Annotated in this window: 17 protein-coding genes; 2 read left to right on the top strand and 15 right to left on the bottom strand. The window is 67.6% G+C overall.

Going from position 1 to position 17165, the window contains the following annotated elements:
• Positions 1-5: 5 nt before the first annotated feature.
• Both AC5RWU_RS14280 and pyrR read right to left on the bottom strand, forming a co-directional pair.
• Positions 6-1046 (bottom strand): aspartate carbamoyltransferase catalytic subunit, encoded by a 1041-nt coding sequence (locus tag AC5RWU_RS14280; protein WP_494031427.1) that lies wholly within the window; start codon positions 1044-1046, stop codon positions 6-8.
• A 2-nt stretch (positions 1047-1048) separates the two neighbouring features.
• Positions 1049-1627 (bottom strand): bifunctional pyr operon transcriptional regulator/uracil phosphoribosyltransferase PyrR, encoded by a 579-nt coding sequence (gene pyrR, locus AC5RWU_RS14275; RefSeq protein ID WP_494031426.1) that lies wholly within the window; start codon positions 1625-1627, stop codon positions 1049-1051.
• Between the two features lie 150 nt (positions 1628-1777).
• On the opposite strand from pyrR, the gene AC5RWU_RS14270 reads away from it, so the two are divergent.
• Positions 1778-3040: a PrsW family intramembrane metalloprotease gene (locus tag AC5RWU_RS14270; protein WP_494031425.1), complete on the top strand. Its 1263-nt coding sequence runs from the start codon at positions 1778-1780 to the stop codon at positions 3038-3040.
• Between the two features lie 56 nt (positions 3041-3096).
• On the opposite strand, the gene nusB is transcribed toward AC5RWU_RS14270, so the two are convergent.
• From nusB to AC5RWU_RS14205, 13 genes are all read right to left on the bottom strand, one after another.
• Positions 3097-3507 (bottom strand): transcription antitermination factor NusB, encoded by a 411-nt coding sequence (nusB, locus tag AC5RWU_RS14265; RefSeq protein ID WP_494031424.1) that lies wholly within the window; start codon positions 3505-3507, stop codon positions 3097-3099.
• A complete protein-coding gene (gene efp, locus AC5RWU_RS14260) occupies positions 3504-4067 on the bottom strand; it encodes an elongation factor P (RefSeq protein WP_494031423.1) in 564 nt (187 codons plus the stop codon). Before efp ends, nusB begins: the two co-directional genes overlap by 4 nt.
• Before the next feature lie 69 nt (positions 4068-4136).
• Positions 4137-5228 (bottom strand): 3-dehydroquinate synthase, encoded by a 1092-nt coding sequence (gene aroB / locus AC5RWU_RS14255; protein WP_494031422.1) that lies wholly within the window; start codon positions 5226-5228, stop codon positions 4137-4139.
• Positions 5229-5717: a shikimate kinase gene (locus tag AC5RWU_RS14250; RefSeq protein WP_494031421.1), complete on the bottom strand. Its 489-nt coding sequence runs from the start codon at positions 5715-5717 to the stop codon at positions 5229-5231. It lies immediately after the preceding gene.
• Between the two features lie 41 nt (positions 5718-5758).
• Positions 5759-6958, bottom strand: coding sequence for a chorismate synthase (aroC, locus tag AC5RWU_RS14245; RefSeq protein WP_494031420.1), 1200 nt, complete (start codon positions 6956-6958; stop codon positions 5759-5761).
• 32 nt (positions 6959-6990) lie between these two features.
• Complete coding sequence (locus AC5RWU_RS14240; RefSeq protein WP_494031419.1) at positions 6991-7881, bottom strand: shikimate dehydrogenase; 891 nt, start codon at positions 7879-7881, stop codon at positions 6991-6993.
• A gap of 2 nt (positions 7882-7883) precedes the next feature.
• A complete protein-coding gene (gene mltG / locus AC5RWU_RS14235) occupies positions 7884-9074 on the bottom strand; it encodes an endolytic transglycosylase MltG (RefSeq protein ID WP_494031418.1) in 1191 nt (396 codons plus the stop codon).
• 37 nt (positions 9075-9111) lie between these two features.
• On the bottom strand, positions 9112-9648 hold the full coding sequence (ruvX, locus tag AC5RWU_RS14230) for a Holliday junction resolvase RuvX (protein ID WP_494031417.1): 537 nt from the start codon (positions 9646-9648) through the stop codon (positions 9112-9114).
• An 8-nt stretch (positions 9649-9656) separates the two neighbouring features.
• Positions 9657-12338 (bottom strand): alanine--tRNA ligase, encoded by a 2682-nt coding sequence (gene alaS / locus AC5RWU_RS14225; protein WP_494031416.1) that lies wholly within the window; start codon positions 12336-12338, stop codon positions 9657-9659.
• Between the two features lie 88 nt (positions 12339-12426).
• Positions 12427-12660, bottom strand: a complete 234-nt coding sequence (locus AC5RWU_RS14220; protein WP_494031476.1) for a DUF6167 family protein — start codon at positions 12658-12660, stop codon at positions 12427-12429.
• A 30-nt stretch (positions 12661-12690) separates the two neighbouring features.
• Positions 12691-13068 carry a DUF948 domain-containing protein gene (locus tag AC5RWU_RS14215; RefSeq protein ID WP_494031415.1) on the bottom strand — a complete coding sequence of 126 codons (378 nt, stop codon included), beginning with the start codon at positions 13066-13068 and terminating at the stop codon, positions 12691-12693.
• A 186-nt stretch (positions 13069-13254) separates the two neighbouring features.
• Positions 13255-13881 carry a 30S ribosomal protein S4 gene (gene rpsD / locus AC5RWU_RS14210; protein ID WP_494031414.1) on the bottom strand — a complete coding sequence of 209 codons (627 nt, stop codon included), beginning with the start codon at positions 13879-13881 and terminating at the stop codon, positions 13255-13257.
• A gap of 281 nt (positions 13882-14162) precedes the next feature.
• Positions 14163-15467 carry a replication-associated recombination protein A gene (locus AC5RWU_RS14205; RefSeq protein ID WP_494031475.1) on the bottom strand — a complete coding sequence of 435 codons (1305 nt, stop codon included), beginning with the start codon at positions 15465-15467 and terminating at the stop codon, positions 14163-14165.
• A gap of 203 nt (positions 15468-15670) precedes the next feature.
• On the opposite strand from AC5RWU_RS14205, the gene AC5RWU_RS14200 reads away from it, so the two are divergent.
• Positions 15671-16339 (top strand): acVLRF1 family peptidyl-tRNA hydrolase, encoded by a 669-nt coding sequence (locus tag AC5RWU_RS14200; RefSeq protein ID WP_494031413.1) that lies wholly within the window; start codon positions 15671-15673, stop codon positions 16337-16339.
• Positions 16340-17165 lie beyond the last annotated feature (826 nt).

The raw sequence follows: 17165 nt of genomic DNA, 5'->3' as shown, positions 1-17165 counted from the left end.
TGAAGTCACCGGGTGGCCTCCTTGAGGATGGATGGATTTTCTGGGGCGGCGTCCGCCTCCCGCGCTGCGGGCGCCGCGGCGGCCCGGCCCTCGCCGGACAACAGCAGATACAGCACCGCCATGCGGATCGACACGCCGTTGCGGACCTGGGCCAGGATCGTCGACCTGGCGGAGTCGGCGGCAGCGGAGGAGATTTCCAGGCCGCGGTTCATCGGGCCCGGATGCATGATGATCGTATGCTCCGGGCCCCGGGCCTCCAGCGCGGCCAGCCGTGAATCGTCGAAGCCCCAGCGCCGGGAGTATTCGCGCGCGGTCGGGAAGAAAGCGGCGTGCATCCGTTCGGCCTGGATCCGCAGCATCATGACGGCATCCGGCCCCTGGGCGAGTGTCGCGTCCAGATCGTAGCTGATCTCGCAGGGCCAGGCAGCGGCGCCCACCGGCAGCAGCGTGGGCGGGGCCACCAGCGTGACCTTCGCGCCCAGGGTGCGCAGCAGCCACAGGTTGGATCGGGCCACCCGGGAATGCAGGACATCGCCGACGATGGCAACGTGCATGCCGGACAGATCCCTCCCTGCCGAGCCCGTACCCGCCACCCGGGCCCACATCCGGCGCATGGTGAAAGCGTCCAGCAGGGCCTGGGTCGGGTGCTCATGGGTTCCATCACCGGCATTGACCACCGCAGCGTTGATCCAATCCGACGTCGCGAGCCTGGCCGGAGCACCGGAGGCCCAGTGCCGCACGACCACCGCATCCGCGCTCATCGCCTCCAGGGTCTGCGCCGTGTCCTTGAGGGATTCACCCTTGGAAACCGAGGAGCCCTTGGCCGCGAAGTTGATCACATCCGCGGACAGCCGCTTGGCAGCAGCCTCGAAGGAGGTCCGCGTCCGGGTGGAATCCTCGAAGAAGAGGTTGACGACCGTGCGGCCGCGCAGCGCGGGAAGCTTCTTGATCTCGCGCTCGCCGACGGCGGACATTTCCTCCGCCACATCGAGGATGCGGATGGCGTCCGCACGGTCCAGGTCCAGGGTCGATAGCAAATGCTTCATGTTCAGCCCTCGATGACGACTTCGTTGACGGGCCTGCCATCAATCACATCGATCTCGGACAACCGGACCCGGACCTTCTCCGCCGACGATGTCGGCAGGTTCTTGCCGACGTGGTCGGCGCGGATTGGCAGCTCGCGGTGGCCGCGGTCGACCAGCACGGCCAGGCGGACGATCCGCGGCCGGCCCAGATCCACGAGGGCATCCAGGGCGGCTCGGATGGTGCGGCCCGAGTAGAGGACATCGTCGACCAGGACGACGACCTTGTTGTCGATGCCGCCGGCCGGCAGCTGGGTGGGCAGCGGAGGACGGGTGGGCTGGCGGGCCAGGTCGTCACGGAACATCGTGACATCGAGCTGGCCGACGATGGAACCGGGGTCGACGGCGGTATCCGCGGCCGCGATCTTGGCCGCCAGCCGCTTAGCCAGAGGAAAGCCCCTGCGGGGAATACCCAGCAGGACCAGGTCCTGCGATCCCTTGTTGGCTTCGAGGATTTCATGCGCGATGCGCGTCAGGGCGCGGTCGATATCCGCTTCGGCAAGAACGACGCGCGGCGCAGCAGAGGGCTTGGAAGGCACGCTCAAGTTCTGCTTCCTCCTTCCCCGCCTCACGGGACGGAACTTAAAGGGTGGTTAGCAAACTCAAAACTATCACACCCCCGGCTCCCCGCCTCCGGATCCGGCCCGGGACCTGGCCTGGCAGCCGGCGGTTCCTGCCGGGCATATTCTGGAGGCATGTCGATGACCGAACCCGGGCAACCGCAGTGGAGGCCGGACGACCCACAGTGGATGCGCACCGTCACCGGACCCCATGAGGCGCCGGTCCCTGCGCGCCACCAGCCGCAGCCCGTCCAGCCGGTCTGGGCCCGGCCGGCCCGCAGGCGGCGGCACGGCTGGCTGTCAGCCGTCCTGATCACCCTGTGCGCCGCAGCCTTCCTGCTGCTGGCCCTGGTCCTGACCCTGAGCATGGGGTCAGCGGCCTTCCTGGCCTGCGGAATCCTGGCGCTCATTCCGCTGGGCATCTGCCTGCTGGGCATCGGCTGGATCGACCGCTGGGAGCCGGAACCGCGGCTGGCCCTGTTCGGGGCCTTCCTCTGGGGCGCCGGGATGTCCACTGGGCTGGCCCTGCTGCTGGGCCCGGGTGTGACCGAACTGCTGGTCGCCGCGACCTCCGCCTCGGCCGACTTCGTCGGTCCGGTGCTGCAGGCACCGTTGCTGGAGGAATTCACCAAGGGCCTGGGCGTGCTCATCCTGCTGTTCATCCGCCGCAGCCACTTCGACGGTCCCATCGACGGCATCGTCTACGCCGGCACAGTGGCTGCCGGCTTCGCCTTCACGGAGAACATCGTGTACTTCGGATCGGCCTACCTGGAAGCCGGCGCCATGGGCGTGGAGGTCGTGGTCGTGTTCGTCCTGCGCGGCCTGCTCTCCCCCTTTGCCCATGTCCTGTTCACCGCATGCCTGGGCGTCGCCCTCGGCCTGGCTGCCCGGCGTGGCGGCGCGGGCACCGCGCTGGCGGCGTTCGCCGTTGGACTGGTGCCGGCCGTGGGCGGGCACATGCTCTGGAACGGCGGCCCGCTGCTGTTCTTCGACAATTTCCTGGTCTTCTATGTGCTGCTCCAGGTGCCGCTGTTCGCGGCGGCCATCGGCGCGGTCTGGTTCCTGCGCCGCGCCGAACGCCGCCTGACGGAGCGGCGGCTGGCCGACTATGCGGCGGCGGGCTGGTTCACCAGGGAGGAAGTAGCCATGCTGGCCACCTCCGAAGGCCGGTCGCAGGCAGCCGCCTGGGCCGGGCGCTTTGGCGCCAAGGCAGTGATGAAGGATTTCGAGCGCGCCGCGACCCGCCTCGCCTTTACCCGGCAGCGCATCATTGCCGGGTACGACGTCGGCACCCACCGGCAGGAGGAACGCCGGCTGCTGGAGGAAGCCGGCAGACACCGCGGCCGGCTGTTCCTGCAGGCCCAGGCGGCGCAGGCCGGTGCCCTGCGCCGCAGCTGAGCTGCGGGCCGGGCACCGGCCTGTTGGTATTCCTCGGCGCCGCCAGGACCGGCGCGCTACGCCAGCAGCGTCGGCTTCAGTTGCTGGAGCCGGCCGAGCAGGCCGTTGATGAACGACGGCGACTCGTCGGTGGACAGGGTTTTGGCCAGCTCCACCGCTTCGCTGACCGCGACACCGTCCGGGACGTCGTCGTTATAGAGCAGTTCCCAGGTGCCGATGCGCAGGATGATCCGGTCCACTGCGGGCATGCGCTCCAGCGGCCAGCCCTGCGAGTAGGTCTGCAGGAACTCGTCGATGCGTTCCTGCATCGCGACGACGCCCTCGACGATGTCCGCCGTATAGGGATTGATGGTCTGGTCGGTCTTTTCCCTGCGGTCCTTGAGCACTTCGAAGGCCGGAGCCGACCGCTGTTCGGCTTCGAAGAGGACATCGAGGGCCCGGTTGCGGGCCTTGGAACGGGCGCTCACTCGTTGACGCGGCCCAGGTAATCGCCGGTGCGGGTGTCAATCTTGACCTTGGTTCCGGTTTCCAGGAACAGCGGCACCTGGATCTCGTAGCCGGTCTCCACGGTGGCCGGCTTGGTGCCGCCGGTGGAGCGGTCGCCCTGCAGGCCCGGTTCGGTGTAGGTGATCTCCAGGACGACCGACGGCGGCATCTCGATGTACAGCGGTGAGCCCTCGTACATGGCGATGTTGACGTTCTGGTTTTCCAGCATGAAGTGTTCGGCGTCTCCCACGGTCTCGCTGGGGACGGTGATCTGGTCGTAGTCCTGGGTATCCATGAAGACGAAGTCCGCGCCGTCCTTGTACAGGTACTGGTAGTCGCGGCGGTCCACCGTGGCGGTCTCGATCTTCATTCCGGCGTTGAAGGTCTTGTCAACGACCTTGCCGGAGCGCACGTTCCGCAGCTTGGTGCGGACAAAAGCGCCACCCTTACCCGGCTTGACGTGCTGGAATTCGAGGACGTTCCAAAGGTTGCCCTCAAGCTTCAGGACGGTGCCGTTTTTGATGTCGTTGGTTGTCGCCACAGGATCTCTTTCGTGAGTTGTGTAAAGTTCAGGGGCTATTTTACCGCCTGCAAAAACCGGTCCGGAAAACTACTCCGCGATCTCCTGGTACGCAGCGAACAGCAGCGAGGTGTCCGGAACCTCCAGGATCCCGGGTTTGGCCAGGCCGTCGAGCACCACGAAGCGCAGCAGGTCGCCGCGGGACTTCTTGTCCCGGCGCATGCCGTCCAGCAGTGCCGCCCAGCGGTCCCCTCGGTAGGCCACCGGCAGGCCCAGTGATTCCAGGATGGCCTTGTGGCGGTCCGCGGTCGCGTCATCCAGCCGGCCCACCATCCGGGACAGCTCGGCCGCAAAGACCAGCCCGACGGATACCGCGGCACCATGGCGCCACTGGTAGCGTTCCGCCAGTTCGATGGCATGGCCCAGCGTGTGCCCGTAGTTCAGGTACTCCCGCTCTCCCGATTCCTTCAGGTCCGCCGACACCACCTTGGCCTTGACCGCGATGGCCCGCTCCACCAGTTCGCGCACGACGGCGGAATCCGCCTCGGTGACAGCCTCCGGGTTGGCCTCGATCAGGTCGAGGATCGCCGGGTCGGCGATGAAACCGCACTTGACGACTTCCGCCATGCCGGTGACCAGTTCATTCTTCGGCAGGGTGGCGAGGGCGTCCAGATCCGCCAGTACTGCGGCGGGCGGATGGAAGGCGCCGACCAGGTTTTTGCCTTCGGCGGTGTTAATGCCCGTCTTGCCGCCCACAGCGGCGTCGACCATGCCCAGCAGGCTGGTGGGCAGGTGCACCACCTTGACCCCGCGCAGCCAGGTCGCGGCCACGAATCCGGCCAGGTCCGTGACGGCTCCGCCGCCCACGGACACCACGGCATCAGAGCGGGTGAAATCGTTCTGGCCCAGCACCTGCCAGCAGAACGCGGCGACCTGGATGTGCTTGCCTTCTTCGGCATCGGGAATCTCCGCGGTGACCGCGGTGAAGCCGGCCGAAGCGAGCTCTTCGCGGACGGCGTCCCCGGTGGCCCGCAGCGCGCGGGGGTGGATCACGAGCACCCGCCGCACCCGCTCACCCAGGATGGCTGGGAGGCGGTCCAGCAGCCCGCGGCCAACGACGACGTCGTAATTGTCCGCAGCGGCAGTTCCGGTGACTTTGATAACGCTGGCTTCGGTTTGCACCTAGCAGTTCCTTTCCACAAGCTTCTGGTCGAGCTGGTCGACCAGCTCCTGGACGGTATGGCGGCCGCGGGCATCGAGTACCACGTCGGCGAGGCGTTCGTAGATGGGGCGGCGCACCGTGGCCAGTTCGGTCCACCGCTGCGCGGCGCCGCCGGCCAGCAGCGGCCGCCCGGTATTGCGCGAAATCCGCGGCAGCACCGTTTCCAGGTCCGTGTCGATGAAGACCACGGTGCTGTCCGCCAGCAGCTGCTGGGTCCCGGAGTCCAGCACGGCGCCGCCGCCGAGGGAAACCACGATCCCTCCGCTGCTGCCGTCCAGGATCCCGGCGATGGTCCGGGCCTCGATCTCGCGGAACGCGCGTTCGCCCCGGTTCGCGAAGATGTCGGCGATCACTCCGTGGCGTTCAACGATCAGATGGTCCGTATCAACGAACTGCAGCTTGTGCCGGTTGGCGTATTCCTGCCCGATGGCCGTCTTGCCTGCGGCCATGAAACCTATCATCACGATAGGCCGGGTGAAGCGTTCAGGCATCAGTTCCCGACCGAATCGAGGGGCCCGGGAATGTTCTCCAGGTAGCTCTTCAGGTTCCGGGCCGTCTCCGCGACTGAATCCCCGCCGAACTTTTCCGTCACGGCCTGCGCCAGCACAAGGGCCACCATGGCCTCCGCAACGACCCCGGCGGCCGGGACAGCGCAGACGTCCGAGCGCTGATGGTGCGCCTTGGCCGCGTCTCCGGTGCTGATGTCGATGGTCCGCAGGGCCCGCGGGACGGTGGCGATCGGCTTCATGGCGGCGCGCACGCGCAGCACGTCGCCGATGCTCATGCCACCTTCGATGCCCCCGGCCCGGTTCGTGGCGCGCACAATGACGCCGTTCTCGTCCCGGACGATCTCGTCGTGGGCCGCGGAACCGCGGCGGGTGGCGGTCTGGAAGCCGTCGCCGACCTCCACTCCCTTGATGGCCTGGATTCCCATCAGGGCAGCGGCCAGGCGGGCATCGAGCCGGCGGTCCCAGTGCACGTAGCTGCCCAGTCCCGGCGGCAGTCCGTAGGCGAGCACTTCGACGACCCCGCCAAGGGTTTCGCCTTCCTTGTGGGCTGCGTCGACCTCCGCCACCATCGCGTCGGAGGTTTCACGGTCGAAGCAGCGCAGCGGATCCTCGTCCAGGGCCAGAACATCCGAGGGCAGCGGCGGACGGGTGCCTTCAGGTACCGCGACGGTGGAGATGGCTACCGTGTGGCTGACCAGTTCAATGCCCAGGGCCCGCAGGAACTGGGCAGCGACGGTCCCCAGGGCGACGCGCGCGGCGGTCTCCCGGGCCGAGGCGCGTTCCAGCACCGGACGGGCCTCATCGAAGCCGTATTTCTGCATGCCGGTGAAGTCCGCATGGCCCGGACGCGGCCGGGTCAGCGGCGCATTGCGGGCCAGCTCCGCCAGTTCGGCGGGGTCCACCGGATCGGAGGCCATGATCTTTTCCCACTTGGGCCATTCCGTGTTGCCCACCTGGATGGCCACCGGGCCGCCCTGGGTGATGCCGTGCCGGACGCCGCCAAGGATGGCGACCTCGTCCTGTTCGAACTTCATGCGCGCACCGCGGCCGTAGCCCAGGCGGCGCCGCGCCAGGGCCTCCTGGATCTGCACGCTGGTCAGTTCCACACCGGCGGGGACGCCTTCAATAATTCCAACAAGAGCGGGGCCGTGGGATTCACCGGCCGTCAACCAACGCAACATATTCATCATCCTGCCATCTCGTCCGGGCGCCGTTAGCGCCGGGGTACGTCCACTGCGTCGCACATCACATTTATGACGTCCTGCTCATTATGGAAGGCCGGACCGGTGAAGATCCGGACTTGTTCAACTGCTTGGTAGAGAAGCATTTCCAGGCCGTGCACCGCTGTGCCGCCCCGGGCGGTCCAGGCGGCGGACAGCCGGCTGGGCCACGGATCGTAGGCGGCATCCAGCAGGACGGCACCTTCCTTGCCCACTTCGGCGGCCTCCAGCGCGCCCGCCGCATCGTCGGCCGCGCCGGGGGGCAGCGTGGAGATTACGACGTCGTTCGCCGCCAGCCCGTCCTGCACGCCATCCCAGGGCACCAGTTCGCACCGGACGCCGAGCTGGTCGGCCAGTTCGGCGATCGCGCCCGCGCGGGCCACGCTGCGCACATAGACGCGCACTTCCGAGGCGCCGAGTTGGGTCAGCGCGGCGATGGCGGCCGTGGCCGTGCCGCCGCCGCCGAGGATCGCGGCAGCGGGGGTTTCCTTCACCTTCGCATGCCGCAGCGCCTCCACTATGCCGGCCACATCGGTGTTGTGCCCGGTGAGCCTGGCCGGGCCCGCCGCCGGATACTCGAAGGACACGGTGTTCACGACGCCCAGCTTCCGCGCCAGCGGCGTCAGCTGGTCCATCTCCTGGGCCATGGCACTCTTTAACGGCATGGTGACCGACAGGCCGCGCCAGGAGTCATCCGCACGCACCGACGCCATGAAGGCAGGCAGCTGGTCCTCCGTCAGGTCGAAGGAACCGTAGCGGAAATCGACGCCGAGATAGTTGTAGGCAGCCCGGTGCAGCCGGGGCGACTTGGAATGCCCAATCGGATGACCCAGGACGGCCGCCTGTCCGCCGCGGCCGGCAGCGTCCGTCAACGCATCGGTCACGGCTAGACGCACCTGCCTGCATTCCGGCCGCACCACTGCTGGTATTCAGCCACGTAGCTATTGTGCTCGGCCAGGGTCTCGGAGAACTTCGTCTCTCCGCTGTCCAGGTTCACCGTGACCCAGTAGAAATACGGGACATCGGCCGGATTGACCGCAGCCTCGATCGCCGGCTGGCTGGGCGAACCGATCGGGCCGACGGGCAGGCCCGCATGCGCGTACGTATTGTACGGATTGGACGTGTCCGCTTTCTCCTCCGGTGTCAGCTCGTAGCTCTTGCGGTCGAGCCCGTAGGTCACCGTGGCGTCGGACTGGATAAGTCCGGACGTTTCCGTGTTGGAGGGGTCCAGGCGGTTCCGGATGGCGCCGGCCACGGTGGCATAGTCGGCTTCGCCGGCCTCTGCCTCGATGATGCTCGCAATAGTCAGGATCCGGTACTGCTCGGCAGGGTCGGTGACGCCGGCTCCCTCGAGTTCCTGGAAGGTCTTGTCCACGAGCTGCTTGAGGATCTCCTCGGCCGTCATTTCGACCGGGAACCGGTACTCGCCGGGGGCCAGGTAGCCCTCCATGCTGACTGCCTGGGCGGGCAGGCCGAAATGCTGCGGCGTGCTCGCCAGCTGCTGGAAGTCCGCCAACGGAATGCGGGTCGCCTGCGCCAGTACGTCCAGCGCCTCGTTCAGGCGCAGGTTCTGGTTAAGCGCGGCGTAATGGACGCGGCTGGCGTCTTCATCCAGCAGCACCAAGGCGGCGTCCTTGGACGACATCCGGTGCTTCAGGACGTAGTCGCCGGGCTGCACTTCGCGCCCCTGGGCTTCGGACTGCAGGACGGCGGCAAAGACTTCGCCCGTGGCGACGACATCCCGTTCCTCCAGGATGGTGCCGATGACAATCGGCCCGGCCCCCTGGGGAACGGTGACGGTCACCTCTCCCTCGCCCGGTCCGGCGTAGTCTTCGACCTCATCCGCGCCCAGCCATGCACGCAGCGTCATCGTGATGCCGACGATGACTGCCACGAAGAGCGCAACGGCCACCAGCATCACGATGGTGCGCCGCCGCTGGCGGCGCTGCCGGTCCCTGGCGGGCTGCCGGGTCCGGGGCGACACTGTCGAATCCTCGAACAGGTGGTCTGCGGGATGCTGGCTGGAGTTTTCCGGGGCCGATTCGGCGGCCGGGTAATCCGGGTAGGGATGGTTCACCGCACCATGTCCTTCCCGCTGAAGCTGTGCATGGAAATTACAGGCTCCTCAGTTCCTCGTCGCTGCCGGGCTCATTCCGGCCGGAAGGCACGGACACCGGGACCCCCACGTCCCGCCCCAGCGATCGTTGCATATCGATGGCCTGCTGCAGAATCTCCACAGCTGCCACCTGATCCACAACCTTACGATGTTCGCGGGTGCTCAAGCCAGCTTGCCGCAGGGAGCGGTGGGCCGAGACTGTTGTCAGTCGCTCGTCAATCATATGTACCGGAACCCCGGCGCCGCGCGCGGCCAGGCCGGCAGCCAGCAGGGCCGCATAGTCGCGCGCCATCCGTGCCGAAGCAGTTTCCTCGCCCTTCAGCGTGCGCGGCAGCCCCACGAAAACCTGGACCGCGCCGCGCTCGAGGACCTCGCGCACCAGCAGCTGGATGTCTGAGTTCTTCTTCGCATCGCGGCGCAAGGTACGCACCGGCGTCGCCAGCACTCCATGATGATCGCAGCTGGCGACGCCCACACGGGCCATTCCGACGTCGACGCCGATCTTGACGCCGACAGGGTACTCCGGTTCGGTCAAGGAAGCCCCTAAGCGCGGTTGGCGACCGCGGCGCGCACGGCCGCCAGCGCCTCGTCGACCTTCGAGGCGTCGGTTCCGCCGCCCTGGGCGACATCGTCCTTTCCGCCGCCGCCGCCGCCGAGGATGCCCGCGGCACGCTTGACCAGGGCCCCGGCCTTGACGCCGGCCTCACGCGCGGCCTCGTTGGTTGCCACCAGGATCACCGGACGGCCGTTGGCCACCCCGCTCAGGGCAACCGTGGCCGCGCCCGCACCAAGCCGGGACCGCAGGTCCATCGCCAGCGCGCGCAGATCGTCCGCACCGCTGATGGAACCGGCGTTGTGGGCGATCAGGCGCACACCGGCAGTGTCCACCGCGCTGTCCACCAGCGCGGCGGCAGACACTGCCAGCTGTTCCTTGCGCAGCCGGTCCAGTTCCTTTTCGGCGGCCTTCAGCTTCTGCAAAGTGGCCGCGACACGGTCCGCCAGCTGCGCGGACGGCACCTTGAGCATGTCGGACAGCTCAGTCACCAGTGCCCGCTCGGCGGCCAGATGCCGGAAGGCATCCAGGCCCACCAGCGCCTCGACGCGGCGGTTGCCGGAACCTACCGACTGCTCGCCGAGCAGCGTCAGGCTGCCGATCTGGGCAGTGGCATCCACGTGAGTGCCGCCGCACAGTTCTCGCGACCAGGCGCCGTCAATCTCCACGACGCGGACGGTGTTGCCGTACGCTTCGCCGAACAGCGCCATGGCGCCCAGAGCCTTCGCCTCCGCCAGCGGCATGACCTTGGTTTCCACCTTGAAGTCGTTGCGGATCGCGATGTTGGAAACCTCTTCGATCTCCGAACGGGCCGCGGCGCTGATGCCCTCGCCCCACGCAAAGTCGAACCGCAGGTAGCCGGCCTTGTTGAAGGAACCGCGCTGCAGGGCTTCCGGACCGAGGATCTGGTGCAGTGCGGCGTGCACGATGTGGGTGCCGGAGTGCGCCTGCTCCCCCGCCCGGCGGCGCTGCTGGTCGACGGCGGCGACCACCTGGGCGCCGGCGGCGATCTCGCCCTCCCGGACGATGGCCTTGTGGACGCTCAGCCCCTTGACCGGCCGCTGGACATCGAGCACCTCGACGATGAAACCGTCACCGGTGATGAGGCCGACGTCGGCGGCCTGGCCGCCGGCTTCCGCGTAGAAGGGCGTTTCGCCCAGGACCAGTTCGACCGTTTCGCCCTGGCTGGCCAGCCCGACGGCGGTACCGCCTCTGACGATGCCGCGGACACGGGATTCAGTGGTCAGCTCGCCGTAGCCGGTGAAGACCGTCTCGCCTTCGGCGAGCATTTCCTTGAACACACGCACGTCGGCGTGGCCCAGCTTCTTTTCCCGGGCATCCGCCTGGGCGCGCTGGCGCTGTTCGGCCATCAGCTTGCGGAAGCCCTGCTCATCGACCTTCAGGCCGGCCTCTTCGGCCATTTCGAGGGTCAGGTCGATGGGGAAGCCGTAGGTGTCATGCAGCGTGAACGCGTCCTCGCCGGAGAGCGGCTTGTTGGCGGCCTTGGATTCCTTGACGGCATCCTCCAGCCGGGCAGTGCCGGAGGCAATGGTGCGCAGGAAGGCACGCTCCTCGGCGTACGCAATGCGGCTGATCCGTTCGAAATCGGACTCCACCACCGGGTAGGTGTTCTTCATGGCGTCGCGGGAGGCGGTCAGAAGTTCGGGCAGGCAGGCCTTCTCGACGCCGAGCAGGCGCATGGCGCGCACCGCCCGGCGGATCAGCCGGCGCAGCACATAGCCGCGGCCTTCGTTGGACGGAGTCACGCCGTCGGCGATGAGCATCAGGGAGGACCTGATGTGGTCAGCGACCACGCGCATCCGGACGTCGTCCGCGTGGTGCGGGTCGTCATCGGTCTCGGCGGAGGTATATTCCCTGCCGGAAAGCTCGGCCGCCTTGTCCAGGACCGGGCGGACCTGGTCCGTCTCGTACATGTTCTCGACGCCCTGCAGGATCATCGCCAGACGTTCCAGGCCCAGGCCGGTGTCGATGTTCTTCTTGGGCAGTTCGCCGAGGATCTCGAAGTCATCCTTGCCGGTGCCTTCGCCGCGCTGGTACTGCATGAACACCAGGTTCCAGATCTCGACGTAGCGGTTGTCATCCGCGGCCGGTCCGCCCTCAGCGCCGTAGGCGGGTCCGCGGTCATAGAAGATCTCGGAGCAGGGCCCTGCCGGACCCGGCTGGCCGGTGGACCAATAGTTGTCCTTCTTGCCGAACTTCTGGATGCGATTGGCCGGCACGCCGATCTTGTCGCGCCAGATTTCCAGCGCCTCGTCATCGTCCTGGTAGACCGTGATCCAGAGCCGGTCCGCGGGCAGTCCATAGCCGCCGTCGGCCACCGGCTTGGTCAGCAGCGTCCAGGCCAGGGAGATGGCGCGTTCCTTGAAATAGTCGCCGAAGGAAAAGTTGCCGCACATCTGGAAGAAGGTGCCGTGGCGGGCGGTCTTGCCCACTTCTTCGATGTCGCCGGTACGGATGCATTTCTGCACGCTGGTCGCCCGCGGGTAAGGCGGCTCCTCCCGCGCGGTCAGGTATGGAATGAAGGGCACCATGCCGGCCACGGTGAACAGCAGCGACGGGTCGCTGGAAACGAGGGAGGCCGAGGGCACGACCGTATGGCCATTCTGGCTGAAATATTCAACCCAACGGCGTGCAATCTCATGGGACTTCATGGAGTTTCTAACCCTTCCGGTGTTTCAGGCAGGCGCAGGACGGGCTGCGCCGTGTTCCGGCCGGCCGCTCGCGGCCGGCATTGTCTGCTTAGCGGGTGGGGCCTGCCTCGGCCGGATCGACGCCCAGTGCCGCACGCAGGTCCGTTTCCCGCTCGTTCATGCCGGTCCGGACAGCATCGGCAAAGTTCTGCATGCTGTCCGCCAGAGTGCCCAGCGTACGGTTGAGGCCTTCCGGGCCCAGCGCGGACTTGGTTTCGGACAGCTTGCGGACGGCCAGGACACCCACGGCTACGCCGATGCCCACCCAGAAAATGCGCTTCATCATGACTTCCCTCTGCTGTTCGGGTGTGGGCTAGCGGCTGCGGCGGCCGCGGGCCGGCTGGTTCTTGCGGCCCGCGAAGGCCGAGCGGACGCCGTAGGAAAAGGCTGCGACCTTGATCAGCGGGGAGCCGACCGTGGCAGCGACCAGCGACGACAGCGCCGAAATGTTGGCTGATGCGTCAGAGACATTCGAGGCGATGCCGTCGACTTTCCGCAGCTGCTGATTGGTCGTGGACACGGTGGTAGTGACCTCGTCAATGAGCGGTGTGGTGCCGTCGCTGATGGACCGGATGGTTGCCCGGATTTCGTCGAACACCTTGCCGAGCTTCCACACGGGAACGGCAAGCAGTGCGACCAGAACGGCAAACACCCCGGCAGCGATGAGACCGGCGATATCTCCACCTGACATTGATGGTCGCTCCTTCTAAAGCGTAGTAGCTGATGAGGGCCGCGGCTGTGCGGCCGGCCGCGCGGTTCCCGCGGACCCTCTATGTACCTTACCGAATGGCCGCCGGATGTAACCAAGCAGCCCGCGGCAACTGCCGCGGGCTGCTTGGTTTTGGGAACAACGTGCCGTTGCGCCGAGCGGATCGGCTTAGCGGGCGTAGTATTCGACCACGAGCTGCTCTTCGCAGGTCACGGGGACCTCGGAGCGCTTCGGGCGGCGGACCAGCTTGGCCTGGAGCTTCTCCAGCTGCACGTCCAGGTAGGCCGGGACGTTGGGCAGGACATCGCGGTGCGCGCCTGCTGCTGCGACCTGGAACGGAGCCATGGTCTCGCTGCGGGAGTGCACGTGGATGAGCTGACCCTCGGAGACGCGGAAGGACGGGCGGTCCACGCGGGCGCCGTCAACCATGATGTGGCGATGTACCACCAGCTGGCGGGCCTGGGCAATGGTGCGGGCGAAGCCGGCACGCAGCACCAGGGCATCCAGCCGCATCTCGAGCAGCTCGATGAGGTTCTCACCGGTCAGGCCGGCGGTGCGGCGTGCTTCCTCGAACACCCGGGTCATCTGGGCTTCACGGATGCCGTACTGGGCACGCAGGCGCTGCTTCTCACGCAGACGGACCGCGTAGTCGCTGTCCTGCTTGCGGCGGGCACGGCCGTGCTCACCGGGGGGGTACGGACGGCGCTCGAAGTACTTGGCTGCCTTCGGGGTCAGAGCAATGCCGAGGGCACGCGAAGCGCGTGCCTGACGGCGTGCACGTGTGTTGTTAGCCACGTTTGCCTTTCACATATTTCTGCGGCCAAGGACGCACACCGGCCTGCGCCGGAGGGTCCTCTTTAAGGTGTTGCTGGCCTCCATGCTGGAGAGTTAGGGCTAGCCGCTGCCCATTGCTACAGTCCACGGTGCACACCACGTCCCGGGAAAACCGGAGGATTCCCGGAGGGATTCTCTGAGTAATGCTCTGAGGGATTCAAGGGAGGCGGCGCGGCATGCCATGGCTTGCCAGTCAACGGACAATCTTAGCAGAAGTCCGGCCGGCCGCCGGGGCTGCCCGGCTATTGGCCGCGGATGATCCGGCGGAGCCGGCCCAGGCGGGCTGCGATGTCCCGCTCGGCACCGTGCTCCGTTGGTTCGTAGTAGTTGCGGCCCACCAGATCGTCCGGCGGGTACTGCTGCTGCGCTACCCCGTGGGGTTCATCGTGGGAATAGACATAGCCCTTGCCGTGGCCCAGCTGCTTCGCGCCGGGATAGTGGGCGTCCCGCAGATGGGAGGGGATGCCTTGGCCCCGGCCTGCCCGGACATCGGCAATCGCAGCGTTGATCCCGTTGTAGGCCGCGTTGGACTTCGGTGCCGTAGCCAGGTGGACCACTGCCTCCGCCAGCACGATGCGCGCTTCCGGCATGCCGATCAGCTGCACGGCCTGCGCGGCGGCCACAGCGGTCTGCAGAGCTGTCGGATCCGCCATGCCCACATCTTCGGCTGCTGCGATCACTATCCGGCGGGCGACGAACCGCGGGTCCTCCCCCGCTTCGAGCATGCGTGCCAGATAGTGCAGCGCCGCATCCACATCAGAGCCGCGCATGGATTTGATGAAGGCGCTGGCGACGTCGTAATGCTGGTCGCCCTGCCGGTCGTAGCGGACCGCCGCCACGTCCAAGGCCTTCTCCGCATGGCGGAGTTCGACCGTTACCGGTGTGCCGCCGTCGTCCGCCGGCTCCGCCTCCGCTTCCGAAAAGGCGACGCCGGCAGCGGCTTCCAGGGCGGTGAGGCCGCGGCGGGCGTCGCCGGCTGCCAAACGCACCAAGTGCTCCAGGGCCTCGTCGCTGAGCCGCACCTTCTCCCCCAGCCCCCGTGGATCGGCTACGGCCCGCAGCAGCAGGCCTTCGATATCCGCCGCCGTTAGCGGCTTGAGTGTCAGCAGCAGCGAACGGGACAGCAGCGGCGAGACCACCGAAAAGGACGGATTCTCCGTGGTGGCCGCCACCAGCACCACCCAGCGGTTCTCGACGCCGGGCAGCAGAGCATCCTGCTGCGCCTTGTTGAAACGGTGGATCTCGTCGAGGAAAAGCACGGTGGTGGTCCGGTGCAGGTCCCGGGCGGTCAGCGCCTCGTCCATGACCCTCCGGACGTCCTTGACCCCGGCGGTGATCGCGGAGAGTTCGACGAACTTCCGCCCCGGACCGCGGGCGATCACATGCGCCAGCGTGGTCTTGCCGGTCCCGGGCGGGCCCCACAGGATGACCGACGCCGGTCCGGCAGGACCAGCGGCTTCCGCCCCCGCGGCGAGCGTTCGCAGCGGCGAACCGGGCCCCAGCAGATGCTGCTGGCCGACGACTTCGTCCAGGGTCCGGGGCCGCATGCGGACCGCCAGCGGGCTGCGGGGACGGCGGCCGGCGCTCTCACCGGTGCCGTCGGAGTAGGATTCGTCGTCGCCGGAATCCGGTCCCGGGCCGGTGCCGGCATCGAATGCGGCGCTGAACAGATCACTCACCCCTTCAGGCTACCGGCCCGGCCGGGGACCGGCCTCCGCCAGGGCGTGACGCACTGCAGTACCGTGGTTCCGTGGGTGAGACGCGCAGGACCAAGGTGTCGGGTGAACGGCTGGCGGGGTGGGTGCAGCGCTTTGCTGCCGCCCACGGCGGCCTGGTTCAGGATCCCTTGATGACAGGCTTGGCCGGCATTGCGGGCGGGCGGCCGGGCCTGCGGCTTCAGGCCGCCGACGGTGCGGTTGCCGACTTGTCCGCGCCCTGGCCGGTGGATGGGCGGCCGGGGCGCGGATCCGACGACGTCGAACGGCTGGCGTCGCTGGCATCCCAGCCACGGCCGGTCGGAATCATCCTGCTGCGCCGCAGCGGCTACGCCGCCGGCGTGGCACAGGCCGGACGGCTGGAGGCCTCCAAGACGGGAACGCGGTACGTCCAGCCCCGCACCGCGGCGGGCGGCTCGTCCCAGCAGCGGTATGCACGACGCCGTGCCAACCAGGCAGACGCCCTGGTTGAAGCCGCAGCCGGCGCCGCCTCGCCACTCCTGACCGGCGCCCCCGCGGTGCAGTACCTGGTTCCGGGCGGGGACCGGCAACTGATTGATGACCTGCTGAAGCGAAAGGCCATGGAGCGGGCTGCGGCATTACCCAGGCTCGATTTTCTTGCCGTCGGCGACCCGAACCGGAAAGTGCTGGAACAGGCGGCCCGGGACAGCTGCGCCGTTTCCATTACGGTCACCGACCCCTAAGCTGGTTGGTTTGCCCGCCCCTAAACTTAGGGGTCTTGTTCCAAACCTATTTACTCCCTTCGCGGCCCGATGCCATGCTGAAGCATCGGCGACGACTCGGGGGGTCGGATCATGATCCGCAGCAGCGCTTTGGACCGGAATGGATTGCGGCAGAACCGCATCCAGGCACCGGCCGTTTCACACTTCTTCAGGCTCAGGACGGCATGCATCGTCAGCGCCGCGGCCCTTGTCCTGGCGGCTTCGCCGGCGGCCGCTGCGGAAGCTGCCGCGCTGGGTTCCGGCGCAGCCGATCCGGATGCAGTCACGGGCTCGGTTTCCTTCGCTGTCTTCGATGCCCAGAGCGGACTCCCTGTGTCCGGCGCGTCTTTTCAACTGAGTTCTGACAATCCCGCTGCCGGACCCGTCCACGTCACAGACGGCGGTGCCGGAGACGCAGATCCGGCAGTCGGCAGTGTACTGGTTGGCGGACTCTCCGGAGGAAATTGGGTGGTCATTCCCACCCTGGCCCCTGCCGGATACCAGCTGGCGGAACCACAATCCACCACTATCACGGCGGCAGCGCCCGTAGTCGCACTGGTGCCCTTCCAAGCGCTGCCCAATGCGCCCGCCACACCAACGCCTGAACCGGAGCCCACAGAGCCCACACCAACCCCGGAACCGGAGCCCACAGAGCCCACACCAACCCCGGAACCGGAACCCACAGAGCCCACACCAACCCCGGAACCGGTACCCACAGAGCCCACACCAACCCCGGAACCGGTACCCACAGAGCCCACACCAACCCCGGAACCGGTACCCACAGAGCCCACACCAACCCCGGAACCGG

Source organism: Arthrobacter sp. B0427-1-12, assembly GCF_059092905.1.
Note: the sequence above shows the minus strand (reverse complement) of the source record. Positions and strands in the feature narration are given on the sequence as shown.